We start from the raw sequence: 25,235 nt of genomic DNA, 5'->3' as shown, positions 1-25,235 counted from the left end.
ACGAGTAGACTGCATCCCCTGTTTGATTTCGGAGTAATTACCATGAGCGAAACGGCAAGCTGGCAGCCTAGTGCACCCATCGCCAATTTGTTGAAGCGCGCAGCGATCCTGGCTGAGATCCGGCGTTTTTTTGCCGATCGCGGCGTATTGGAGGTTGAAACGCCGGCGATGAGCCAGGCGACGGTGACCGACGTTCACCTGTTCCCGTTCGAAACGCGTTTTGTCGGCCCGGGAGCGGCAGAAGGGATGACGCTGTACATGATGACCAGCCCGGAATATCACATGAAGCGTCTGCTGGCGGCCGGTAGTGGCCCGATCTATCAGATGGGGCGTGCGTTCCGCAATGAAGAGGCGGGGCGTCACCACAACCCTGAATTTACCATGTTGGAATGGTATCGCCCGCATTACGACATGTACCGGCTGATGAATGAAGTGGACGATCTGCTGCAACAGGTGCTGGACTGCGGCAGCGCGGAAACCCTGTCGTACCAGCAGGCGTTTTTGCGTCATCTGGATATCGATCCGCTGTCGGCAGAAAAAGCCCAACTGCGTGAAGCGGCGGCCAAGCTGGATCTCGGCAATATTGCCGACACGGAAGAAGACCGTGACACGCTGTTGCAATTGCTGTTCACCGTCGGCGTCGAGCCGCACATTGGCCGCGAAAAGCCGGCGTTTGTCTATCATTTCCCGGCCTCGCAAGCGGCATTGGCGGAAATCAGTACCGAAGATCACCGGGTGGCGGAACGCTTTGAAGTGTACTTCAAGGGGCTGGAGCTGGCGAACGGGTTCCGCGAATTAACCGATGGCAACGAACAACGCCAGCGTTTTGAGCAGGATAATCGTAAACGTACCGCTCGCGGTTTGCCTGAACAGCCGATTGACCACAACCTGCTGGATGCGTTGCGCCATGGCATGCCGGACTGCGCCGGGGTAGCGCTGGGCGTGGATCGCCTGGTGATGCTGGCGCTGGGGGCTGAAAGCCTGAGTGAGGTTATTGCCTTCCCGGTGACTCGAGCATGACAAAGCATTATCGGGTATAAAAAAGGCCGGCAGAATCACTGCCGGCCTTTTTTTGTCTGCTCTCTACAAACCACCCGACTCGCGTTTGGTGTTTGGTGCCGGAGTGGATGACACCGCCCGGCCATTGTTGTTGATACGGGACAGCGTTTCGGTACGAACCTGGAACGGCGGGTACGGCAGAGTAATGCCGTGTTCGCGATAGCCGGCCAGAATCAGCTGGTGGATCTCATGACGCAGCGGCATGCGATGGCCCATTTCTGCGGCGTAGATACGCAGCTCGAATATCTGGATACCTTGTTGCAGATCGACCAGATACACTTCCGGTGGTGGGTTATCCAGCACCAGCGAGCAGCGTTCGGAGGCATCGGTCAGGATCTTGGTTACTTCTTCGCTGTTGGCTTCCGCCGGCGCAGGCACGGTTAGCACCACGCGCGTTACCGAATCGGACAGCGACCAGTTGATGAACTGTTCGGTGATGAATGCCTTGTTTGGCACGATGATCTCTTTGCGATCCCAGTCCGAAATGGTGGTAGCGCGCGTATTGATCTTGGTGATGCTGCCGGTCAGATTGCGGATCGTCACGGTATCGCCAATGCGGATCGGTTTTTCAAACAAAATGATCAGGCCGGAGATAAAGTTGGAAAAGATCTCCTGCATGCCGAAGCCCAAGCCGACGCTGAGCGCGGTGACGACCCATTGCAGTTTCGACCATTCGATGCCGATCCAGGCGAAGCTGAGGATTGCGCCAAACAGCAGCAACAGATACTTGGTGATGGTAGTAATGGCATAACCGGTACCGGGAGCCAGATCCAGGTGCTGTAGTACTGCCAACTCCAGTAACGCAGGCAGGTTACGCACCAGCTGCATGGTAACGATCAGCACCAGAATGGCGATCAGTACCGCGCCGAGGGTGATTGGCTGTACGGTGTCGACGCCGTTCACCTTGGACGTTACATCCCACAGGGTGATGTTTTCCAGGAAGGCAAAGGCGGAATGAATCTCCGACCACAGGAAGATCACCGACACCAGCGCGATCATCGTCAGGATCGACCGTACCAGCCGCAGCGACTGGGCGCTGATCGCGTCCAGATCGATCTCGGATTCATCGACGTCCATCGATCCTTCGTTGCTGCTGATGAACGTGGTGTACGGTGCGTCTTCTTCGCCGCGTGCGCGCTGGGCCAGGATGTCGGCGCGCCGTTGTTTGGCACGATCGAAGGCAATTCGACGGCGTTGGATCAGCATCCAGCGGCGGATGATGTGGTATACCACCAACAGGAAGAACCAGATGGCGACCGAGGTTTCCAGGCGCGCCAACAGCGCCTGCGCAGTGGTCAGGTAGCCGATGGTCGACGCCAGGGCCGCCAGTAGCGGTGCCGACAGCAGCAGCCCCCACAGCGCGGTGTTAAGCATGTTCTCGCCGGAGCCCTTCTTGTCCAGATATAGCGGAATACCGGCTCGCTTCAGGCTGTTGGTCACCAGGCTGAGCGCTACGCACAGCAAAATAAAGCACAGGCGCCCCAGCGTATTGGAAAACTCGCGATCGTTCAGGTTATCGAAGGTAATCAGCGCCATGATCAGTGGCACAATCAGCCAGATCGACATTTTGTAGTAACGCATGGCGCGTGAAACCTGCTGCACCGGCCAGCGGAAGTGAACGATAAACAGCCCCTGCGGATGGGCGAAGGCGGCGCTGATCATGCACACCCACAGGATCGGCAGCGTGGCAGTAACGCCGTCACCGATCGCTACCGCCACCGGATAAGGCCAGGCATTTTGCAGGCCATACCCCAGCGCGGCCCACAATACCGGCAGCGGCAAGGCCACCAGAATCGACCAGAATACGGTGCGCAGCGTCAGATAGAACTGATCCTGGGTGACCTTGCCGACCTTACTGCTCGAGCGGGCCAGAAAAGCGTGGTAATGCTTGCGCGAACTGATGCTGAAAATCACCAGCAGCAGGGCCCCGAAGATCGGGATCAGCGTGCTGCGACTGGTGACCATCATCATGATTGCCCCGCTCAACTGAGCCAGGGTATCGAGCGACAGCAGTCTGGTCAGGTCATGTGCGACGTTGAGCGGGTAGGACAGGCTGATCGGGCTGACGTCCGGCACCCAGAACAGATAGCGGTGGGTGGCGTCCTTGATTTCATTTAGCGCATCCACCAACTGGGTGTTGGCTACCTTCAGTTTGGTCAGTTCAAGAATTTGCGTATCGCAGCCGGACAGCAGCGAGTTGAGCAGCTCATGCTGGGTGCGGATCTGCGCGTCGATAATGCGTTGTTGCGCCGGCGTCAGATCGGAACCGTCGTCCTGTTTGATGCTCTGCGCACGTTGCGGCAGTTTTTCCAACTGGCTTTCGAACTGCAGCCGCTGTACCCGCAGTTGCGCCATGTCACTGTCCAACTGCTGCGGTTTCGGCATTTCTGGTAGCGTTGCAACCTGAGCACGCAGGGTTTCACCCAGAACCGACGACGATCCCAGCCATTGGGCCTGTTCGATGATGGTGCTGAGCGCCTGACGTACCTGTAAGGTCTGCGACGCGGCCTGGCGCTGCTGCGATGAAATCAAATCCATACGCTGAGCCTGATTGTTCAGCGCGGTGGACAGCTCTCGGTTGATTTGCAACTGCTGACTAATGCTTTTTGGCAGTTCGCCGCTCTGCTCGGCCAGCAGTTCGGTTTTTTCGAGCGCCAGTTCGGCCTCGCGCTGACGTTGGCTATTGAGATTATTACGCAGAGCCTGCAACTGGACATCCAGCTTTTCGTGGCGTTTTTTATGCACCTCGGCGCGCATACGCGCCAGCTCCTGGCGGTTGTTGGCGGAGAGCTGCGCCAGTTCCAGTTCGTCAACCTTGGCTTTGCGCGCCGCGGCCTCCGCCTGCAACAGCGACAGCTGTGCCAGTGCGTTCGGCGTAGTCGGGTTGGCCGGCTGAGCTTGCAGACGCCGTTGCGTTTCGGTTAATGCACGGCGGGCTTCGGCTTGCTGCTGTGGCAGTTGGCCAAGGGAATCGCTGATTTCTCGCGTGCGATCCTGCTCCTGTTGCAGCAAACGCGCCTGTTCCAGCAACTGGCTGCTGGTTTGCAGGATTTGCTGTTCCAGATCGCTGGCGGGCAGGTTGTCGCCATTGGGCAGGATTTTGGCATCTTCAATCGTCAGTTGACGACGCAGTTCCTGCGTCATCCGGGGAAATTCGTCGATCACCTTCTGATACTGCTCCGAACGCGTGATGGACTCCTTGCGTTCGGCCAGCCGGTTGATGGCGCTTTGCAGCGCCTCCACCGTTTCCGCCTGATTAGGCGCATTTTTATTGCCTTCGGCCTGCTTCAGCTCTTGTTGGAGCTGTGACTCATCGGGCAGCGGCGCAGCCAGCGCTGGCTGAGTCAATAAACAACCGAGCAACAACGTGGTAATAATCAGGCGCACAGCAGCAGTTCCTTTAGGTCTGTGGGGGGGTTGCGGTTGCAGCTGCCGCAGACGCTTCGGCAAACGCTTCGCCCATGCGGGTGACGGTGCCGTTGTTCAGGCGCGGCTCGAAGTGCACGCTGCCTGGCGTAAACAGGTTGATGACCGTTGAACCGAGTTTGAAGCGACCCATTTCTTCGCCTTTGAGCAGTTGAATGGCGCCTTCCATGCCTTCTGCCGGGTAGGTCCAGCGTTTGATGATGCCTTCGCGCGGTGGCGTGACGGTGCCGGCCCATACGGTTTCGATACTGCCGACGATGGTTGCGCCGACCAGAATCTGCACCATTGGTCCAAAGGCAGTATCAAATACGCAGATGACGCGTTCGTTACGGGCAAACAGGTTTGGCACGTTGGCGGCGGTCAGCGGATTGACCGAAAATAGATCGCCAGGCACGTAGATCATTTCGCGCAGCACGCCGTCACACGGCATATGGACGCGGTGATAGTCGCGCGGCGCCAGATAAATGGTGGCAAACAGCCCGTTGCGGAATGGTTCTGCCAGCAGATAATTGCCGGCCAGCAGCGCTTCCAGGCTGTAGTTGTGGCCCTTGGCCTGGAAAATCTGATCGTCGCGGATTGGGCCGAGCTGGCTTATCGCGCCATCGGCAGGCAGCGCCAACACGTTGGCATCGCTGACGATCGGACGCGCGCCGTCGCGCAGCGGGCGCACAAAGAAGTCGTTGAATGTCGGGTAGGAAGCCAGATCCGGGTTTTGCGCTTCCTGCATGTCGACGCGATAAAAGCGGGCAAATGCCTTTACCACCAGTTGAGTCAGCCAACCGGCCTTTTTATCGGCGCCCCAGCCGGCAAGACGCGTTAGCGCCAGCTTTGGCAGCCAGTACTGCAATGTAATTTTAATGCTATCCAGCACGTTAACCTCTTGAAAGGGTAAAGGGCGCGCATTGTAGCGGCGGTTTGGCCGCTGTCAACGCTCGCCCGATAGACTTAGCCGTTGGCGTCGGGGAAGTTCTTGCGAACCTTGACCTGCGCCATGCTTTCCAGGATGCGGTGGTAGTTGTCGAAACGTTCTTCCGCGATATCGCCACGCTCGACCGCCGCGCGAATGGCACAGCCGGGATCGTTGTCATGGGTGCAATCGCGGAACTTGCAACTGCCCAGATAGTCACGGAATTCGACAAAACCACGGGTAATTTGTTCCGGCTCCAAATGCCACAGGCCAAATTCACGCACCCCCGGCGAATCAATCACATCACCGCCATGCTGGAAGTGATACAGACGCGCTGCCGTGGTGGTATGTTGCCCGAGGCCGGAGACATCGGAAACCTCGTTTACCAGAATTTGCTGTTTGGACGGTGGCAGCAGGGCATTTAGCAGGCTGGATTTGCCGACACCGGACTGGCCGGCAAAGATGCTGATGCGCCCGGCAAGGGCTTTTTCAAACGCGTCCATGCCCTCACGGGTACGGCTGGAGACTTCCAGCACGGCATAACCGATGTTGCGATAGATGTTCATCATGCCGTCGACCAGCTTACGGGCTTCGGCATCCAGCAGATCGATCTTGTTCAGTACGATCAGCGGTTCAACCTCCAGCGTTTCACAGGCCACCAGATAGCGATCGATAATGTTCAGCGACAGTTCGGGCAAGATCGCCGAAACGATGACGATCTGATCGATATTGGCCGCGATCGGCTTGACGCCGTCGTAAAGATCCGGGCGGGTGAGCACCGAGGTTCGTTCGTGAACCGCCTCAACGATGCCTTTTACCCCTTCATGGCTGCCCAGTCCCGGACGCCACACCACGCGATCGCCGGTGACCAGCGAACGCAGCGTGCGGCGGATGTTGCAGCGATGCTGACTACCATCTGCCGCTTCAACATCGGCGTGCATGCCAAAGCGGCTGATTACGATCCCGTCTTGCGGCTCGCCCAGTTGGGAATCGTCCAGTTCCGGTTTGTTATCAGTGCGCTTCAGGCGACGCTGATGGTTCGCCTGCACGCGGCGTTGCTGACCTTTCGACAGTTTGTTCTTGCTCACTGCACCTCTCTCGGCGGGATACTCGGCATCATTCACGCGGCGGCAAGGCGACAAACCCGTGGCACCTGGGCAAACAGGAGAGCCAACGCCGCTGCGGGGGATAGATACGACGAGTATATCGCTCGTTACGACCAAAAAGACTATGATACACGCTATTTTATATTAAATAACCGTTGTTGACCGTACTACGGCAATCGGTGGGCGACGGCGGTCGCCGCCAGGACTGATAAGCAGGACATCACATGACAGGAAACGAAAACAATCTGATTTGGATCGATCTGGAAATGACCGGTCTGGATCCCGAACGCGATCGCATTATCGAAATCGCCACGTTGGTGACCGACGCCAACCTGAACATCCTGGCAGAAGGGCCGGTGATCGCGGTGCATCAGTCGGATGAGCAGTTGGCGCTGATGGACGACTGGAACGTGCGCACCCATACCGGCAGTGGGCTGGTGCAGCGGGTTAAAGACAGTCCGTACGATGATCAGGCTGCCGAACTGGCTACCATTACCTTCCTGCAACAGTGGGTGCCTGCCGGTAAATCACCGATCTGCGGTAACAGCGTAGGACAGGATCGGCGTTTCCTGTTCCGCTACATGCCGCAGCTGGAAGCCTACTTCCATTACCGCTATCTGGATGTCAGCACCCTGAAGGAACTGGCGCGCCGCTGGAAACCGGAAATACTGGTCGGTTTTAAAAAACAGGGTACGCATCAGGCGCTGGATGATATTCGCGAATCGGTGGCCGAACTGGCCTACTATCGCGAGCACTTTATTCAGCTTTAACTCAGAGATTGCGGCCGATATCGGCCGTTTTACCCGTGGTTGAACGCCAAATGAACGCCGGTCGTCGTTTATTTCGCCACCTTGGCGCATTAATCGGCAATCAAACAAAAAAAGCGTTTTTTTGCTTTTAGGGGCTTGCGGCAAAAAGGATTTCTCGTATAATGCGCACCCCGTACCGATGAAGAATTTGAAAAAGTTCGGCTATCGATACCAGCCAAACAGATCAATCAACTGCGGCGCATGCAACGCAGCGCGTGGGCTAAAGTCATTCTCGTCGGTTAGCTGGGAGAAACGGTTCCACGGGCAGATAAGCTGACAGTCGTCGCAGCCGTAGATACGGTTGCCTAACAGCGGCCTGAATTCCTCCGGTATCGCGCCTTCCAGTTCGATGGTTAGATACGAAATGCAGCGCCGCGCGTCAACGGTATAGGGCGCGACAATCGCACCGGTTGGGCAGGTGGTAATACAGGCGACGCAGCGGCCGCACTGCTCTTCCTGCGGTTGGTCCACCGGCAGCGGCAAATCGATCAGCAACTCGCCAAGAAAGAACCAGGAACCGGCTTCGCGGTTAAGAATAAGTGAGTGCTTGCCAACCCAGCCGATACCGGCTTTCGACGCCAGGGCGCGCTCCATCACCGGCGCGGAATCGACAAACGGCCGGAAATTCAGTTCACCGCAGTAGTCCTGGATCTGTTCGCCGAGTTTTTTCAACCGCTGGCGCAGCAGTTTGTGATAGTCGCGGCCTAGCGCATAACGACTGACGTACCCCAGTTGCGGATTGTTCAAGGTACTGGCAAAGGCCGCTTTGGCCGGCAGGTAATTCATACGCACGCTGATAACGCGCAGCGTGCCGGGCAACAGCTCATGCGGTCGTGCACGCAACATGCCGTGGCGTGCCATCCATTCCATTTCGCCGTGATACTGTTTGTCCAGCCACGCCTGCAATCTTGGCTCTTCCATGCTCAGATCGGTATCGCAGATGCCAACCTGCTGGAATCCTAGCGATTGCCCCCATTGCTTGATATGTTGGGCGAGTTGATTGAGATCGAGAGGGTGTGTCATGACGAGCCATAGTGAGAAACAATACTGCGCCAGTTTACCACACTCTGTCTGGTCTGCGGACTGGATCCGCCAGGCCGAACCGGCCGCCGCCGCTTCGCTCGGCCTGTCTCTGTATGCATTAATGCAGCGCGCCGGCGCTGCGGCGTACCAGCTGGCGCGAGACCGCTATCCGACCAGCCGTCACTGGCTGGTACTGTGCGGCCATGGTAATAACGGCGGTGATGGTTATGTGGTGGCGGGGCTGGCCGCTGCCGCCGGTATCAGGGTGACGCTGATTGCCTGCCAAGGGGCTCGACCGCTGCCGCCGGAGGCCACGCAGGCGCGGCAGGCCTGGATCGACGGCGGTGGGGAAATTCAACCGGCTGACAGCCGCTGGCCAAACGATATTGATCTGATTATCGATGGTCTGCTGGGGACCGGGCTGGGTAGCGCGCCGCGTGCGCCGGTGGATGCGCTGATTGAAGCCGCCAACCGCACCGGCCTGCCGATCGTTGCACTGGACATCCCGTCCGGTTTGCTGGCGCAGAGTGGCGCGGCGCCGGGGGCGGTGATACGCGCCGCCCATACCCTGACGTTTATCGCCCTGAAGCCGGGGCTGTTAACCGGGCAGGCGCGTGATTGGGTCGGGCAACTTCATCAGACTACGCTAGGATTATCTGACTGGCTGGCACAGCAACCTGTGCCGATTCAGCGTTTGTCGGCGTCGAACCTGTCGGGCTGGTTGCCACCACGCCGGCCATGTTCGCACAAGGGAGAACATGGCCGCCTGCTGGTGGTCGGCGGCGATCTCGGTTTTGGCGGTGCGATACGCATGGCGGCCGAAGCCGCGCTGCGCAGCGGTGCCGGATTAGTGCGAGTGCTTACTCACATAGATCACCTGGCGCCATTGCTCGCCGCACGTCCAGAGCTGATGGCTCAGCGCTTGACTGACGATAGCCTGCAACAGGGGCTGGAATGGGCCGATGTTCTGGTAGTCGGCCCCGGTTTGGGTCAGGGCGAATGGGGTAAGAATGCGCTGAAAATCCTTCAGCGTAGTGATAAACCCGCGTTATGGGACGCCGATGCACTTAACCTGCTGGCAATAAATCCCGAGAAGCGTCAGAATCGCGTGATAACGCCACATCCCGGCGAAGCGGCGCGGCTGTTGGGTTGCCGTACGCTAGAAATTGAAAGTGATCGCTTACTTTCCGCTCGACGTCTGGTGGAAAACTATGGCGGCGTGGTGGTCTTGAAAGGCGCGGGTACGGTGATTGCTGCCGAACATGGCGAAATGGCGATTGCCGACGTCGGTAATGCCGGTATGGCGTCCGGCGGTATGGGAGATGTGCTTGCCGGCATTATCGGCGGTTTGCTGGCGCAAAAGCTCTCGCTGTATGATGCCGCCTGCGCAGGTTGTGTGGTACACGGCGCCGCCGCCGATAAAGTGGCAGACAGACAAGGAACAAGAGGATTGCTGGCAACCGATCTGTTGCCCGAAATCCCTCATTACGTTAATCCTCAGTTGGCATAATAGATATCATCGAATGAAAGAACTCGTATTACCTCTGCCGGATGAGGCAGCGACTGTTGCATTGGGTGCCGCGTTGGCGAAGGCGTGCGATCGCGCCAGCGTCATTTACCTTTATGGCGATCTGGGGGCGGGGAAAACCACCTTCAGCCGCGGTTTTTTGCAGGCATTGGGCCACCAGGGCAACGTTAAAAGCCCGACCTATACGCTGGTTGAGCCTTACGCGCTGCAACCGCTGGCGGTGTATCACTTCGACCTGTATCGCCTGGCCGACCCGGAAGAACTCGAATTTATGGGCATCCGCGATTATTTTGCGCAGGATGCCATCTGCCTGGTGGAATGGCCGCAGCAGGGCACCGGCGTATTGCCGGAGCCGGATCTGGCACTGCACCTGAGCTATCACGATCGGGGCCGTGAAGCGCGCATTGTGCCGCTTTCCCCCCATGGTCACCAACTCATCGACCGAATCCACGGGCAACAGGGATGACGCCAACATGATGTATGGATTAAAAAGAATCCTGCTGGTGACGTTGCTGGCGAGTCTGGGTCTGCTTGGCGCCGGCAATGCGCTGGCGGCAGCCTCGTCGTTGGCGGACATCAAGGTGACCAATGCGCAGCGTGAGGCCACCGTTTCGGTGAGCTTCAACGGCCCGCCGGCATATGCGTTCTTCCCGCTGCACGGGCCTGAGCGCGTAGTGCTGGACGTCAACCAGAGCGGCAAGGTCAACGGCCTGCCGTTGAACTTTAGCGGTCAAAACCTGGTGAAGAGCATTCGTTCCAGCACGCCGAAAGATGCGCAAAGCGTGCGATTGGTGTTCGATCTGACCCGGCGGGCCAAAACGCGGGCGGTAACGCGGCAAAACGGTAACCTGTATACCGTGGTGTTTACCATCGCAGCGGAAGGCGGTGGGTCCACCACCACTCGCCAGGCTCCGGCACCGACGGTCAGCAAGCCGATTGTCAGCAAGCCGGCGGTTCGCCAACCGGTGCTGATCGAGGAGCCGGCCGAACCGGTACGTCGTGCGCCCACCAGCTCTTCGGCGTCCAACCCGTTCAAGAACAAGCCGGCGGTGGTGGCTGGTACGGCAACGGCGGATACGCCGCGCAGCAGCCGGGTGTCAGCCGGCTCCGGCAACCGCGTGGTGGTAGCGATTGACGCTGGCCACGGCGGGCAGGATCCCGGTGCCATCGGGTCGAACGGTCTGCGTGAAAAGAACGTTACTATCGCCGTCGCGCGCCGCTTGCAGGCGCTGCTGGACGATGACCCGATGTTCAAGCCGGTGCTGACGCGCAACGGCGACTATTTTATTTCGGTCATGGGCCGTTCGGACGTGGCGCGCAAGCACGGTGCTAACGTATTGGTATCGATTCACGCCGACTCTGCGCCAAACCGCAGTGCCACCGGTGCATCGGTATGGGTATTGAACAACCGCCGCGCCAACAGCGAAATGGCCAACTGGCTGGAACAGCATGAAAAGCAATCCGAGCTGCTGGGTGGCGCGGGCGATCTGCTGGCCAATAGCCAGGCGGACCCTTATCTCAGCCAGGCAGTACTGGATCTGCAGTTCGGTCATTCACAGCGCGTCGGCTATGACGTAGCGACCAAGGTACTGAGTGAAATGCAAACCATCGGCGTATTGCACAAGAGCCGTCCGCAGCCTGCCAGCCTTGGCGTGCTGCGTTCACCGGACATTCCGTCCCTGCTGGTGGAAACCGGCTTTATCAGTAACCCTTCGGAGGAGCGACTGCTGGGCAGTAGCGCGTATCAGGAGAAAATAGCCAAGGCGATCCATCGCGGCCTGCGCAGCTATTTCCTGTCGCATCCGCTACAAGCCGACCCAAAGGTGGAAAACCGACCGCTGGACGTCGCAGCGGCGGTTAACGAATCTACACCAGACGTCAGCCAGCCGGAGCCGGTGACTACCCGCTCCGCTGGCAACAGCAGTTATCGGGGTAAGACCCAGATCCACGTGGTGAAACGGGCGGAAACGCTCTCCGGCATCGCGGGTCGCTACGGCATCAGCATGGCGGCGCTGCGTGACCTGAACCATCTGAAGAAAGACGGCGTTTGGGTTGGCCAGCGCCTGAAAGTGCCGGCGGGCAGCACCGCTGGCAGTCAGAGCCGGAGCGTCGCCAAGGCGAAACCGGTCAGCAAGAAACCGGCCAGATATAAAGTGGTGCGCGGTGATACGCTGTCATCGATTGCAAGCCGTTATGGCGTGAGCGTCAGTGAATTAAAAAGCGCCAATAAACTGAAATCGGACGTTGCGCCGCTGGATCGGACTTTGACCATTCCGCAGGCGTAACGCCACTCTCGAGGAGCCAGTATGCCAATCCAGGTGTTGCCACCACAGCTCGCCAACCAGATCGCCGCCGGAGAGGTGGTGGAGCGGCCTGCGTCGGTAGTGAAGGAACTGGTGGAAAACAGTCTGGATGCCGGCGCGACGCGTATTGATATTGATATTGAGCGCGGTGGCGCCAAGCTGATCCGAATTCGTGACAACGGCTGCGGCATCGGCAAGGCCGATCTGGCGCTGGCGCTGGCGCGTCACGCCACCAGTAAAATCAGCACGCTTGACGATCTGGAAGCCATCGTCAGCCTGGGGTTCCGCGGCGAAGCGCTGGCCAGTATCAGCTCGGTGTCACGCTTGACGCTGACGTCGCGCACTGCCGAACAGCCAGAAGCCTGGCAGGCCTACGCCGAAGGGCGCGATCAGGCGGTGATGGTCAAACCGGCGGCGCATCCGGTTGGCAGCACGGTTGAAGTACTCGATCTGTTCTACAATACCCCGGCGCGCCGCAAGTTCATGCGCACCGAAAAAACCGAATTCGGTCATATCGATGAAGTGGTGCGGCGCATTGCGCTGGCGCGTTTCGATGTGGCTATCAATCTCAGTCATAACGGCAAGCTGATGCGTCAGTACCGTACAGCGAAGGAAGAAAGCCAGCACGAGCGCCGACTTGGCAGTATTTGCGGGCCGGCGTTTTTGCAGCATGCGCTGGCGGTTTCCTGGCAACACGGCGATTTGACCATTCGCGGCTGGGTGGCCGATCCGGCCGGCGCGCGGCAACTGGGCGAACTGCAATACTGTTACGTCAACAGCCGCATGATGCGCGACCGCCTGATCAACCATGCGATCCGCCAGGCCTATCAGGATCAGCTGAAAGACGACCAGCAGCCGGCCTATGTGCTGTATCTCGAGGTGGATCCGCATCAGGTGGACGTCAACGTGCATCCTGCCAAGCATGAAGTGCGCTTCCATCAGGCGCGGCTGGTGCATGACTTTATCTATCAGGCGGTGACCACGGTATTGCAACAGCTTGGCAGTGCGCCGCTACCGCTGGCAGAAGCAACCGATGCTCCAGACGCCGCGCCGGCATGGCAGCCGGAAAACCGCGTTGCGGCCGGTGGCAATCATTTTTCCCAGCCGGCACCGCGCCGCGAACCGTCAGCGGCAAGTCCGCCGGCGGCGCGCGAACGTCCCCCTCAGCCCTACCACGGCGGCGCTTCCGGCTATCAAAAGCGCGAAGGAGAGCTGTACGGCCGTTTGATGCAGGCGACGGCCGAGCCGGCAGTTATGCCGACGGCCGAGACGGTGAAGGCCCCGCTGTTCCCCGCGCCGAAAGTCGCGCAGGAAACGCCGCTGGCCGGCAGTCAGCATGGCTTTGGCCGCGTGCTGATGGTCTATCCGCCGTGCTATGCCCTGCTGGAACAGCGCCAGCAGCTGGCGTTACTCAATTTGCCGGTGGCCGAACGCTGGCTGCGTCAGGCGCAGCTGAACCCGCCGGAAGAGGGGTTGCGGCCGCAACCACTGCTGATTCCGCTCAAGCTGACACTGCGCAATAACGAAGCGTCGGCCTGTACCAGGCATCAGGCGTTGCTGGTGAAAATGGGGCTGGAACTGCAGGTTGATCACGGGCGTGTGACGCTGCGCGCAGTGCCTTTACCATTACGCCAACAAAATTTACAAAAACTGATACCGGAGCTGTTAGGCTATCTGGCCGAACATCACGAGATGTCGCCGACGGTGCTGGCCACCTGGATCGCCCGCCACATAGGCAGCGAACATGAACAGTGGAACAGCTCGCAAGCGATACAATTATTGACCGACGTTGAACGACTTTGCCCGCAGCTGGTCAAATCGCCACCGGCCGGACTTTTACAACCTGTTGATTTACAGGCTGCACTGGCAGCCCTTACGCATGACTGAAACTGAAATAGCATCACGTCCCCCGGCGATTTTCGTCATGGGGCCTACGGCATCGGGCAAGACCGCGCTGGCAATGGCGTTGCGCGCACGTTGGCCGGTAGAACTGATCAGCGTGGACTCTGCGCTGATTTATCGTGGCATGGATATCGGCACCGCCAAGCCCAGCGCAGAAGAATTGGCGCAGGCGCCGCACCGGCTGATTGATATTCGCGATCCCGCCGAGGTTTACTCCGCCGCCGATTTTCGTGCCGATGCCCTGAAAGAAATGGCCGACATCACCGCCGCCGGGCGTATCCCGCTGCTGGTGGGTGGAACCATGTTGTATTTCAAGGCGTTGCTGGAAGGCCTGTCGCCGTTGCCACCGGCCGATGCGGCGGTGCGCGAGCGTATTGAACGGCAGGCGCAAGCAGAGGGTTGGGAAGCTCTGCACCGTCAGTTACAGGCCATTGATCCGGTTGCCGCATTGAGAATTCATCCGAATGATCCGCAGAGACTGTCCAGAGCACTGGAAGTTTTTTTTATTTCGGGTAAAACTTTAACGGAACTGACTAAAATTTCGGGTGAATCGTTGCCGTATCATGTTCACCAATTTGCGATAGCGCCGACCAGCCGTGAGTTGATACATCAACGCATTGAGCAGCGGTTCCATCAAATGTTGGCGGCAGGTTTTGAAACGGAAGCGCGCGCACTTTTTGCGCGGGGTGATTTGCATACGGATTTGCCTTCCATTCGCTGTGTCGGTTATCGCCAGATGTGGTCATATTTTTCTGGCGAGATTAGTTACGATGAGATGGTTTATCGTGGTATTTGCGCAACACGTCAGTTGGCCAAACGCCAAATGACCTGGTTACGAGGTTGGGAGTCGGTCCATTGGCTGGACAGTGAAAAGCCGGGAGAGGCTTTGAACTCGGTAACACAGGTGGTTTTATCCCGTTGATTTCAGGTTGTCGTCAGCAGGCTAATGCGGGAATTCCTGAAGCTTGAAGCGTTAAGTGAAGGGGTAATGCAAGTAGCCACTGCCGTTACAGGCTTGAAAGATGAAGGATATAGTGCATAGGTCGAGTGATTGTGTACAATTGATGAGTATTCAGCGCGCAAATTTTTTACGTCGTTTATTTTAGAGCCGACAGGTTCTTAGTTACAAACAACAAGCAAATAAGGAAAAGATAGAATGGCTAAGGGGCAATCTTTGCAAGATCCGTTCCTGAACGCATTGCGTCGTGAACGTGTTCCGGTTTCTATTTATTTGGTGAATGGTATTAAGCTGCAAGGCCAGATCGAGTCTTTTGATCAGTTTGTCATCCTGTTGAAAAACACAGTGAGTCAAATGGTTTATAAGCACGCTATCTCTACCGTTGTCCCGTCACGCCCGGTTTCGCACCATAGCAATAATCCGAGCGGCGGCACCAGTAACTATCACCATGGTAATAATCCGTCTGCGCCGCAACAGCCGCAGCAGGAAAGCGATGACGCTGAGTAAAGCGCGTTGCAAGACAACCATGTCGGGGAACATGGGCAGTAAAGTGCTGCCTGTGTTCCCCAAACTCACGGTTTGTGTCCGTTTGAGAGGTTGCACGCTTGTTTGACCGTTATGAAGCCGGTGAGCAGGCCGTACTGGTTCATATCTATTTCTCGCAGGACAAAGACACCGAAGACCTCAGTGAATTCGAATCGCTGGTTTCTTCCGCGGGTGTAGACGCTTTGCAAGTGGTTACTGGTAGCCGCAAAGCCCCACATCCCAAGTACTTTGTCGGTGAAGGAAAGGCCGAAGAAATTGCAGATGCAGTTAAAGCCAGTGGCGCATCTGTTGTCCTGTTTGATCATTCCCTTTCCCCGGCGCAGGAGAGAAATCTCGAGCGCCTATGTGAATGCCGCGTGATCGATCGCACCGGGTTGATTCTAGATATCTTTGCCCAGCGAGCCCGTACACACGAAGGCAAGCTGCAGGTAGAACTGGCGCAGCTGCGCCACATTGCGACGCGTTTGGTGCGTGGCTGGACTCACCTTGAGCGCCAGAAAGGGGGGATCGGCCTGCGCGGCCCAGGGGAAACCCAGTTGGAGACCGACCGTCGTTTGCTGCGCGATCGCATCAGCCTGATTCTGCGCCGCCTTGAGCGGGTGGAAAAGCAGCGTGAACAAGGTCGCCGTGCGCGTACCCGCGCCGATGTACCCACCGTATCTTTGGTGGGGTACACCAATGCCGGCAAATCTACCCTGTTTAATCGAATTACCTCTGCCGATGTGTATGCGGCGGATCAACTATTTGCCACCCTGGATCCAACGCTGCGCCGCATTGACGTGGCGGATGTGGGCGATACGGTGCTGGCGGATACCGTAGGGTTCATCAGGCACTTGCCGCACGATTTGGTCGCTGCCTTTAAAGCGACGCTGCAAGAAACGCGTCAGGCCTCTCTGTTGTTACATGTTATCGATGCTGCGGACACCCGCGTGGATGAAAACATTGAAGCGGTGAATACCGTGCTGGCAGAGATTGACTCGGATGAGATCCCTACACTGTTAGTGATGAACAAAATAGATATGCTGGACGATTTTGTGCCGCGTATCGACCGCAACGAAGAAAATTTACCGATCCGGGTGTGGCTGTCCGCCGCCAGCGGAGAAGGTATCCCGTTGCTGTTTCAGGCGTTGACGGAGCGCTTATCGGGGGAAATTGCGCAACATGAACTGCGCTTACCGCCAGAGGCAGGCCGTCTTCGTAGCCGTTTTTACCAGCTTCAGGCGATAGAGAAAGAGTGGATCGAAGAGGACGGCAGCATTGGCATGGTTGTGCGCATGCCGATCGTCGAGTGGCGTCGCCTTTGTAAACAGGAACAGGAACTGATTAACTTTATCGTATGATCATATCCTGTTACATTTGTACGCTCGGTCTGTAGGCACGATCGGCGTCGCAGCCTTGCGACAGCCGGCGTATAAGCCTGAAGTACCCAATCACAGAATAATGGAGCTAAAACATGGCGTGGAATCAGCCCGGTAATAACGGACAGGACCGCGACCCGTGGGGGAGCAGCAATAATAATGGCGGCAACTCTGGCGGTAACAAAGGCGGTCGTGAACAAGGGCCACCTGATTTGGATGACATCTTCCGCAAACTGAGCAAGAAGCTGAGTGGTTTGGGCGGCGGCAAAGGCTCCAACGGCAATAATACTGGCGGTACCGGTTCATCCGGCCCGCGTTTCAGCGGCCGTATCATCGGTATCGCGGCAGTGGCGGTAGTGGTTATCTGGGCAGCCAGTGGCTTCTACACCATCAAGGAAGCCGAGCGCGGCGTTGTGACGCGTTTTGGCAAGTTCAGCCACCTGGTGCAACCGGGCCTGAACTGGAAGCCGACCTTCATTGATGAGGTACGCCCGGTTAACGTGGAATCGGTTCGTGAACTGGCGGCGTCCGGCGTGATGCTGACTTCCGATGAAAACGTGGTGCGGGTGGAAATGAACGTGCAGTATCGCGTGACCAACCCGGAAGCCTATCTGTTTAGCGTGGTGAATGCGGACGACAGCCTGAGCCAGGCTACCGACAGCGCGTTGCGTGGAGTGATCGGCAAATATTCGATGGACCGCATCCTGACCGAAGGCCGTACCGTGGTGCGTAATGATACGCAACGCATGCTGGAAGAGACCATTCGTCCTTACCACATGGGCATCACCCTGCTGGACGTCAACTTCCAGGCGGCGCGTCCACCGGAAGAGGTCAAGGCGTCGTTCGATGATGCGATTGCCGCACGTGAAAACGAACAGCAGTACATTCGTGAAGCAGAAGCTTATGCCAACGAAGTTCAGCCTCGCGCCAACGGTCAGGCGCAGCGTCTGCTGGAAGACTCTAAGGCGTATAAAGACCGTACGGTTCTGGAAGCTCAGGGTGAAGTCGCGCGCTTTGCCAAGCTGCTGCCGGAATACAAGTCTGCGCCGGAAATTACCCGCGAGCGTTTGTATATCGAAACCATGGAAAAAGTCCTGAGCCATACCCGCAAGGTGCTGGTGAGTGACAAAGGCAACAATCTGATGGTGTTACCGCTGGATCAGATGCTGCGTGGCCAGACCGGCGCAGCGGCAGACAGCGGCAATAAGGACACCAGCCTGATTCGTCTCAACCCCGCTCCGTCTGCCAGCGGCAATGCCGGCAACAGACCGCAGAACAGCGGTACGATCATGGACCAACGCCGGGCAAATGCGCAGCGTGACGATACCACTCGCGTAGGGAGAGAATAATCAATGCGTAAGTCTTTTGTAGTTATCGTCATTGTGGTGCTGGTGGCGCTTTTTGCTTCACTGTTCGTGGTGCAGGAAGGCCAGCGTGGCATCGTCCTGCGCTTTGGCAAGGTACTGCGTGACGGCGAAAATAAACCGCTGGTGTATGAGCCGGGTCTGCACTTCAAGATCCCGTTCATTGAGACCGTGAAGAACCTGGATGCGCGTATCCAGACCATGGACAACCAGGCCGATCGCTTTGTTACCAGCGAGAAGAAAGACCTGATCGTCGACTCCTATCTGAAATGGCGCATCAGCGATTTCAGCCGTTACTATCTGGCAACCGGCGGCGGTGACGTCTCCCAGGCCGAAGTGCTGCTGAAACGTAAATTCAGTGACCGTCTGCGTTCCGAAATCGGTCGTCTGGACGTGAAGGATATCGTTACCGACTCGCGCGGCAAGCTGATGTCCGACGTGCGTGATGCGCTGAACACCGGCACCGTCGGCGATGGCGAAGAAGTTGCCACCACCGAAGCCGACGACGCTATCGCTTCTGCAGCGGCGCGCGTTGAGCGGGAAACCACCGGCAAGCAGCCACAGGTCAACCCGAACAGCATGGCCGCATTGGGTATTGAAGTTATCGACGTCCGTATCAAGCAGATCAACCTGCCGGCGGAAGTGTCCGATGCGATTTACCAGCGTATGCGCGCCGAACGTGAAGCGGTCGCTCGTCGTCTGCGTTCACAGGGTCAGGAAGAAGCCGAGAAACTGCGCGCCAGCGCGGACTATGAGGTGACTCGTACCCTGGCGGAAGCCGAGCGTCAGGCTCGAATCACCCGTGGTGAAGGCGATGCCGAAGCCGCCAAGCTGTTCGCCAATGCGTTCAGCCAGGATCCGGACTTCTATGCCTTTATCCGTAGCCTGCGTGCCTATGAAGCCAGCTTCAAAAACAACCAGGATGTGATGGTGCTCAGCCCGGACAGCGATTTCTTCCGCTACATGAAGTCGCCGGATTCGACGCGTAAGTAATGCTTAAAGCATCATAGTTATCAGGGCCCGTTTAATCGCGGGCCTTTTTCTTTTCCGGAGGGAAACATGAATTCGACGATCTGGCTGGCGCTTGGGCTGGTTTTGGTGCTGGAAGGGCTGGGACCAATGCTGTTTCCGCAGGCCTGGCGCAAAATGATCCTGGCAATGACGCAATTGCCCGACGCCACGCTGCGCCGTTTTGGCGGCGGAATAGTGGTTGCCGGCATCGTTATCTACTATATGTTGAGCACACGCCTTGGTGGCTGAAGTGTAGCCGAAAAAATACGCAATCGTATGCTAAAAGTGCTGAAACTCTAAAATTACGGTGGTAGAATCCATTTTTAAGCAACCGGTGATTTTGAAAATGGGTAAGAACGTCGTCGTACTGGGCACCCAATGGGGTGACGAAGGTAAGGGCAAGGTCGTAGACCTGCTGACTGAACGGGCTCAATATGTTGTGCGCTACCAAGGTGGCCATAACGCTGGCCACACTCTGGTTATTAACGGTGAAAAAACCGTTCTTCATTTAATTCCCTCTGGCATCCTGCGTGAAAACGTCACCAGCATCATCGGCAACGGTGTGGTACTGGCGCCTGACGCATTGATGAAAGAAATGGGTGAACTCGAAGCGCGCGGCATCCCGGTACGCGAACGTCTGTTATTGTCTGAAGCTTGCCCGCTGATCCTGCCTTATCACGTTGCGCTGGATATTGCGCGCGAAAAGGCACGTGGCGCGAAAGCCATCGGCACCACCGGTCGCGGTATCGGCCCGGCCTACGAAGATAAGGTCGCTCGTCGCGGTCTGCGCGTTGGCGACCTGTTCGATAAAGAAACTTTCGCTGTCAAGCTGAAAGAAATCATCGACTACCACAACTTCCAATTGGTTAACTACTACAAAGTCGACGCGGTGGATTACCAGGCGACGCTGGACTATGTCATGTCCATTGCCGACATTCTGACCTCGATGGTGGTTGACGTTTCCGAACTTCTGGACGGCGCGCGCAAGCGTGGCGATCTGATCATGTTCGAAGGCGCGCAGGGTACGCTGCTGGATATCGACCACGGTACCTATCCGTACGTCACCTCGTCCAACACCACTGCCGGTGGCGTGGCGACCGGTTCCGGCATTGGTCCGCGTTACGTGGACTATGTGCTTGGCATCGTGAAAGCCTACTCAACCCGCGTTGGTGCCGGTCCGTTCCCAACCGAACTGTTCGACGAAACCGGCGAGTTCCTGTGCAAGCAGGGTAACGAGTTCGGCGCCACCACCGGTCGCCGTCGTCGTACCGGCTGGCTGGATGCGGTTGCGGTACGCCGCGCGGTGCAGATCAACTCGCTGTCCGGCTTCTGCCTGACCAAGCTGGATGTTCTGGACGGCCTGAAAGAAGTGAAAATCTGCGTGGGTTACCGCATGCCAGACGGCCGCGAAATGACCACGACGCCGCTGGCAGCAGAAGGCTGGGAAGGTATCGAGCCAATCTACGAAACCATGCCGGGCTGGAGCGAAACCACCTTCGGCGTGAAGCAACACCACCAACTGCCGCAGGCCGCGCTGAACTATATCAAGCGCATTGAAGAACTGACTGGTGTACCGGTAGACATTATCTCCACCGGCCCAGACCGCAGCGAAACCATGGTTCTGCGCGATCCGTTCGACGCATAAACCGTTTTCCTGTCATCAGCAAACCGGGCGCCGTCCCGGTTTGTTTTTATGGTGTTCACCTCGCCAAATGCGGTTGCCCAGCAAAAATCCTTTCATTATCCCGGCTTAATGATTTCATTGCCCTGTCGGTCGTGTACCCTAGGGTATAAATAATTAACGACGAACTCTCAGCCTGGTTTATTATCCTATAAGTAATCTTTTGATAAATGCCGAAAAGCGGCGTGTCAGACGGGTAAATCCTACCCAGAGGTAGACGTGCAGTTAACAAGTTTTACTGATTATGGCCTGCGGGCGCTGATCTACATGGCCTCATTGCCGAAGGATAAAATGACCAGCATTTCGGAAGTGACCGAAGTGTATGGCGTGTCCCGCAACCATATGGTGAAAATAATCAACCAGTTGAGTCGTATCGGGCTGGTCACTGCCGTGCGTGGTAAAAATGGGGGTATCCGCCTGGGGCAACCTGCGGCATCGATACGCATTGGCGACGTGGTGCGCGCTTTGGAGCCGCTATCGCTGGTTAACTGCAGCGGCGATTTTTGCCATATCACCCCCGCTTGCCGCCTGAAGCAGGTGTTGCAGCAGGGGGTACAGAATTTTCTTGCAGAGCTGGACAATTATACCTTGGCCGATATGGTCGAAGACAACGCTCCGCTCTACAAGCTATTGCTTGTCGAATAAACATCGATAAGTAAACAGGGCTGAGAAGTGGCCCCATAAGCCAGTTTACTTGCCATTTTGCGGCGAGACAGCGTTCAAGAACCGCAGGTGCCCGGTGCATGCTCCGGTTTACGTGCTGTCCGCCCCAGACAGTCTGCGACAATCGAGCCCGTTGGCCTATTCTCGCGACACCCTGCTGATGACAACGGAGGAACCGCAATGTCACAAGATCCTTTCCTGGAACGAGAAGCAGAAAAATACGAATCCCCCATCCCGAGCCGCGAATTCATTCTTGCCCATTTGGCCAAGCGTGAAACACCGGCCAGTCGTGAAGAGCTGGCAAAAGAGCTGGATTTGACCAGCGAAGAACATCAGGAAGCGCTGCGCCGCCGCCTGCGCGCCATGGAGCGCGATGGGCAACTGATATTTACTCGCCGTCAATGCTACGCCCTGCCGGAGCGTCTGGACCTGCTGCGCGGTACGGTGATCGGCCACCGCGATGGCTATGGTTTCCTGCGCATTGAGGGCAGCAAGGACGATTTGTACCTGTCGGCCGAACAGATGAAAATGGCCATTCATGGCGACGTGGTGCTGGCGCAGGCGCTGGGTGCCGACCGCAAAGGCCGTCGCGAAGCGCGCATTGTGCGCGTTCTGGTGCCAAAAACCAGTCAGATCGTCGGCCGCTACTTTACCGACGCCGGCGTCGGCTTCGTGGTGCCGGACGACAGCCGTCTGAGCTTCGATATTCTGATCCCGAGCGAGGCGGTCAGCGGTGCGCGCATGGGCTTTATGGTGGTGGTTGAACTGACCCAGCGTCCGACCCGCCGCACCAAGGCCGTTGGTAAAATCGTCGAGATCCTCGGCGATAAAATGGGCACCAGCATGGCGGTCGATATTGCGCTGCGCACCCATGAAATCCCGCATACCTGGCCACCACAGGTGGAAAAACAGGTCGCCTCCCTCAGCGAAGAGGTGCCGGAAGAGGCCAAGGTCGGGCGCGTAGATTTGCGTAACCTGCCGTTGGTCACCATTGACGGCGAAGACGCGCGCGACTTCGATGACGCAGTTTACTGCGAGAAGAAGCGCGGCGGCGGCTGGCGCCTGTGGGTTGCCATTGCCGACGTCAGCTATTACGTACGTCCTGGGACCGCACTGGATGACGAAGCCCGCAGCCGCGGTACCTCGGTGTACTTCCCGTCACAGGTGGTGCCGATGCTGCCGGAAGTGCTGTCCAACGGCCTTTGCTCGCTGAATCCGCAGGTGGATCGCCTGTGTATGGTGTGCGAAATGACCATTTCGGCCCAGGGGCGGTTGTCGACGGCCAAGTTCTATGAAGCGGTGATGAGCTCCCATGCTCGCCTGACCTACACCAAGGTGTGGCACATGTTGCAGGGCGATCAGGAGCTGCGCGAGCAGTACCATCCGCTGGTCAAGCACCTGGAAGAGTTGCACGCCATGTACAAGGTGCTGGATCGCGCGCGCGCCGAACGTGGCGGCATTGCCTTTGAAACCGAAGAAGCCAAGTTCATCTTCAACGCCGAGCGCCGCATCGAACGCGTGGAGCCGACGGTGCGTAACGATGCGCACAAGCTAATCGAAGAATGCATGATCATGGCGAACGTTGCGGCGGCGCGCTTTGTTGAAAAACACAATGAGCCGGCGCTGTTCCGCGTGCACGATCGCCCAAGCGACGACCATATCAAGTCGCTGCGCAGCGTGCTCAGCGAGCTGAGCCTGACCCTGGGTGGTGGCAACAAGCCGCAGCCGAAAGACTATGCGCAACTGATGGATATCGTATCCGAGCGTCCCGATCACGAAATGCTGCAGACCATGCTGCTGCGTTCGATGAAACAGGCGATTTACGATCCGGAAAACCGTGGCCACTTCGGGCTGGCGTTGGGGTCGTACGGCCACTTTACCTCGCCTATTCGTCGCTACCCGGATCTGTCACTGCACCGGGCTATCAAGTATCTGTTAGCCAAAGAGCACGGCGAACCGCAGCACCGCTGGACGCCGACCGGCGGTTGGCATAGCGATCTTGAAGAGATGCTGCAACTGGGTCTGCACTGTTCGATGACCGAACGCCGCGCCGACGAAGCCACCCGCAACGTCGCCGACTGGCTGAAATGCGACTTTATGCAGGATCACGTCGGTGAAGTGTTTACCGGCATTATTGCCAGCGTCACTGGCTTTGGTTTCTTCGTGCGCCTGAACGATCTGTTTATTGATGGTTTGGTGCATGTATCAACGCTGGATAATGATTACTATCGCTACGATAATATCGGCCAGCGTCTTATCGGCGAATCGTCCGGTATGGTCTATCGCCTGGGCGATACCGTGGAGATCCGTGTTGAAGCGGTGCATATGGACGAGCGTAAAATCGATTTTGCTCTGGTTTCCAGCACCCGCAAGCCGCGCGGCGAAGGCAAGACCGAACGCGAACGCGCCAAGAAGGGTGCGCCACGCACGCTGCGTGACGGCGGCGGCAACGGCAACGGCCGTAAACGCCGTGGCGGCAAGCCACCGGCCAATTTTGAGCCGGACAGCGCGTTTCGTAAAGACGGCGCCAAACCGGCCGACAAGGTGAAGAAGGACAAAAAGGCCAAGGCCAAAAAAGTGTCCGACAAAACCAAAAAGATAGCGGCGGCCACCAAAGCCAAGCGCGCCGTGAAGAAGAAAGGTGCGCAGCAGAGTGAAGGCTGATAGCCGCTTACGGGCATAGCCCGGTCACCTGTCGTACATTATTATCACCGGCCGGCGTATGTCGGCCGCACAGTTAAAAGAGCATCATGAGCGAAATCATCTACGGCATCCACGCCGTCAAAGCCCTATTAGAGCGAGATCCGCAACGCTTCCTGGAAGTGTTTATCCTTAAAGGCCGCGACGACCGCCGCCTGCAACCGCTGATCGCCGAGCTGGAAGCAACCGGCATCGTCATTCAGGTGGCCAATCGCCAATGGTTGGACGACAAGGTAGAAGGGGCGGTGCACCAGGGGATTGTTGCCCGGGTGCGCGAAGGGCGCCAATATCAGGAAAACGATCTGCCGGGGCTGTTGGAAGGTATCGATACCCCGTTTCTGCTGGTGCTGGACGGTGTGACCGACCCGCATAACCTCGGTGCGTGCCTGCGCAGCGCCGATGCCGCCGGCGTACATACGGTGATCGTTCCGCGTGACCGTTCCGCACAGTTGAACGCCACCGCGAAGAAAGTTGCCTGCGGCGCGGCGGAAAACGTGCCGTTGATCCGTGTGACCAATCTGGCGCGTACTCTGCGTTTACTGCAAGAACTGAACGTTTGGGTGGTCGGTACCGCCGGCGAGGCCGACCACACGCTGTACCAAAGCAAAATGACCGGTCCGATGGCGTTGGTGATGGGTGCGGAAGGCGAAGGCATGCGCCGTCTGACCCGTGAGCACTGCGACGAGCTGATCAGCATCCCGATGGCCGGCAGCGTTTCCTCGCTCAACGTGTCGGTAGCGACCGGTATCTGTCTGTTCGAAGCGGTGCGGCAGCGCAGTTAACCTTCTGGCCCGGCGCCAGCGGTGGCCGGGCCCTCGTTTTCCCCCTCATCTTGTGATCCCGCCTGCGGCAGAAATCGTGTCATCGACCATAATGACTCCTGAAGCCTTA

The 25,235-nt window shown here is 57.7% G+C and carries 19 protein-coding genes and 1 pseudogene; 16 read left to right on the top strand and 4 right to left on the bottom strand.

The window, feature by feature from the left end:
* Positions 1–42 precede the first annotated feature (42 nt).
* Positions 43–1,020 (top strand): elongation factor P--(R)-beta-lysine ligase, encoded by a 978-nt coding sequence (epmA, locus tag NYE85_RS02555; RefSeq protein WP_259002737.1) that lies wholly within the window; start codon positions 43–45, stop codon positions 1,018–1,020.
* Positions 1,021–1,083: 63 nt separating this feature from the next.
* Here the strand turns inward: epmA and mscM are convergent, their stop codons facing one another.
* From mscM to rsgA, 3 genes are all read right to left on the bottom strand, one after another.
* On the bottom strand, positions 1,084–4,446 hold the full coding sequence (gene mscM, locus NYE85_RS02550) for a miniconductance mechanosensitive channel MscM (protein WP_259002736.1): 3,363 nt from the start codon (positions 4,444–4,446) through the stop codon (positions 1,084–1,086).
* A 13-nt stretch (positions 4,447–4,459) separates the two neighbouring features.
* Positions 4,460–5,356 (bottom strand): archaetidylserine decarboxylase, encoded by an 897-nt coding sequence (gene asd, locus NYE85_RS02545; RefSeq protein WP_259002735.1) that lies wholly within the window; start codon positions 5,354–5,356, stop codon positions 4,460–4,462.
* Positions 5,357–5,430: 74 nt separating this feature from the next.
* A complete protein-coding gene (rsgA, locus tag NYE85_RS02540; RefSeq protein WP_259002734.1) occupies positions 5,431–6,480 on the bottom strand; it encodes a small ribosomal subunit biogenesis GTPase RsgA in 1,050 nt (349 codons plus the stop codon).
* 242 nt (positions 6,481–6,722) lie between these two features.
* Here rsgA and orn point away from each other — a divergent pair, with 242 nt between their 5' ends.
* Positions 6,723–7,268 carry an oligoribonuclease gene (gene orn / locus NYE85_RS02535; protein ID WP_259002733.1) on the top strand — a complete coding sequence of 182 codons (546 nt, stop codon included), beginning with the start codon at positions 6,723–6,725 and terminating at the stop codon, positions 7,266–7,268.
* A gap of 210 nt (positions 7,269–7,478) precedes the next feature.
* Here orn and queG read toward each other — a convergent pair.
* Positions 7,479–8,330, bottom strand: a pseudogene (gene queG, locus NYE85_RS02530) (tRNA epoxyqueuosine(34) reductase QueG); the annotation flags it as partial.
* On the opposite strand from queG, the gene nnr reads away from it, so the two are divergent.
* The 14 genes from nnr to rlmB all read left to right on the top strand — a co-directional run bounded on the left by nnr (position 8,329) and on the right by rlmB (position 25,126).
* Complete coding sequence (gene nnr, locus NYE85_RS02525; protein WP_259002732.1) at positions 8,329–9,840, top strand: bifunctional ADP-dependent NAD(P)H-hydrate dehydratase/NAD(P)H-hydrate epimerase; 1,512 nt, start codon at positions 8,329–8,331, stop codon at positions 9,838–9,840. The pseudogene queG and the gene nnr overlap by 2 nt on opposite strands.
* Positions 9,841–9,853: 13 nt before the next feature.
* Complete coding sequence (gene tsaE, locus NYE85_RS02520) at positions 9,854–10,324, top strand: tRNA (adenosine(37)-N6)-threonylcarbamoyltransferase complex ATPase subunit type 1 TsaE (RefSeq protein ID WP_259002730.1); 471 nt, start codon at positions 9,854–9,856, stop codon at positions 10,322–10,324.
* A 7-nt stretch (positions 10,325–10,331) separates the two neighbouring features.
* Positions 10,332–12,143, top strand: a complete 1,812-nt coding sequence (amiB, locus tag NYE85_RS02515) for an N-acetylmuramoyl-L-alanine amidase AmiB (protein ID WP_259002727.1) — start codon at positions 10,332–10,334, stop codon at positions 12,141–12,143.
* A gap of 21 nt (positions 12,144–12,164) precedes the next feature.
* Positions 12,165–14,048, top strand: a complete 1,884-nt coding sequence (gene mutL, locus NYE85_RS02510) for a DNA mismatch repair endonuclease MutL (RefSeq protein ID WP_259002726.1) — start codon at positions 12,165–12,167, stop codon at positions 14,046–14,048.
* On the top strand, positions 14,041–14,985 hold the full coding sequence (gene miaA / locus NYE85_RS02505; RefSeq protein WP_259002725.1) for a tRNA (adenosine(37)-N6)-dimethylallyltransferase MiaA: 945 nt from the start codon (positions 14,041–14,043) through the stop codon (positions 14,983–14,985). Before mutL ends, miaA begins: the two co-directional genes overlap by 8 nt.
* 234 nt (positions 14,986–15,219) lie before the next feature.
* Positions 15,220–15,528, top strand: a complete 309-nt coding sequence (gene hfq, locus NYE85_RS02500; RefSeq protein ID WP_004955988.1) for an RNA chaperone Hfq — start codon at positions 15,220–15,222, stop codon at positions 15,526–15,528.
* A 98-nt stretch (positions 15,529–15,626) separates the two neighbouring features.
* Positions 15,627–16,907 (top strand): ribosome rescue GTPase HflX, encoded by a 1,281-nt coding sequence (gene hflX, locus NYE85_RS02495; protein ID WP_004955986.1) that lies wholly within the window; start codon positions 15,627–15,629, stop codon positions 16,905–16,907.
* A 113-nt stretch (positions 16,908–17,020) separates the two neighbouring features.
* Positions 17,021–18,274 (top strand): FtsH protease activity modulator HflK, encoded by a 1,254-nt coding sequence (gene hflK, locus NYE85_RS02490; protein WP_259002724.1) that lies wholly within the window; start codon positions 17,021–17,023, stop codon positions 18,272–18,274.
* A 3-nt stretch (positions 18,275–18,277) separates the two neighbouring features.
* Entirely contained in the window at positions 18,278–19,282 is a 1,005-nt protein-coding gene (hflC, locus tag NYE85_RS02485; RefSeq protein ID WP_004955984.1) for a protease modulator HflC, read from the top strand.
* Between the two features lie 66 nt (positions 19,283–19,348).
* Positions 19,349–19,549: a DUF2065 domain-containing protein gene (locus NYE85_RS02480; RefSeq protein ID WP_004955982.1), complete on the top strand. Its 201-nt coding sequence runs from the start codon at positions 19,349–19,351 to the stop codon at positions 19,547–19,549.
* A 97-nt stretch (positions 19,550–19,646) separates the two neighbouring features.
* Positions 19,647–20,945 carry an adenylosuccinate synthase gene (locus NYE85_RS02475; protein ID WP_259002721.1) on the top strand — a complete coding sequence of 433 codons (1,299 nt, stop codon included), beginning with the start codon at positions 19,647–19,649 and terminating at the stop codon, positions 20,943–20,945.
* A gap of 255 nt (positions 20,946–21,200) precedes the next feature.
* Positions 21,201–21,626 carry a nitric oxide-sensing transcriptional repressor NsrR gene (gene nsrR, locus NYE85_RS02470; protein WP_004955978.1) on the top strand — a complete coding sequence of 142 codons (426 nt, stop codon included), beginning with the start codon at positions 21,201–21,203 and terminating at the stop codon, positions 21,624–21,626.
* Positions 21,627–21,824: 198 nt separating this feature from the next.
* Positions 21,825–24,308: a ribonuclease R gene (gene rnr, locus NYE85_RS02465; protein WP_259002719.1), complete on the top strand. Its 2,484-nt coding sequence runs from the start codon at positions 21,825–21,827 to the stop codon at positions 24,306–24,308.
* Positions 24,309–24,394: 86 nt separating this feature from the next.
* A complete protein-coding gene (rlmB, locus tag NYE85_RS02460) occupies positions 24,395–25,126 on the top strand; it encodes a 23S rRNA (guanosine(2251)-2'-O)-methyltransferase RlmB (RefSeq protein ID WP_259002718.1) in 732 nt (243 codons plus the stop codon).
* The last annotated feature ends 109 nt before the right edge of the window (positions 25,127–25,235 follow it).

This window comes from Serratia sp. AKBS12, assembly GCF_024793895.1.
Taxonomy (GTDB): domain Bacteria; phylum Pseudomonadota; class Gammaproteobacteria; order Enterobacterales; family Enterobacteriaceae; genus Serratia_F.
This window is presented reverse-complemented; position numbering and strand designations above follow the sequence as displayed.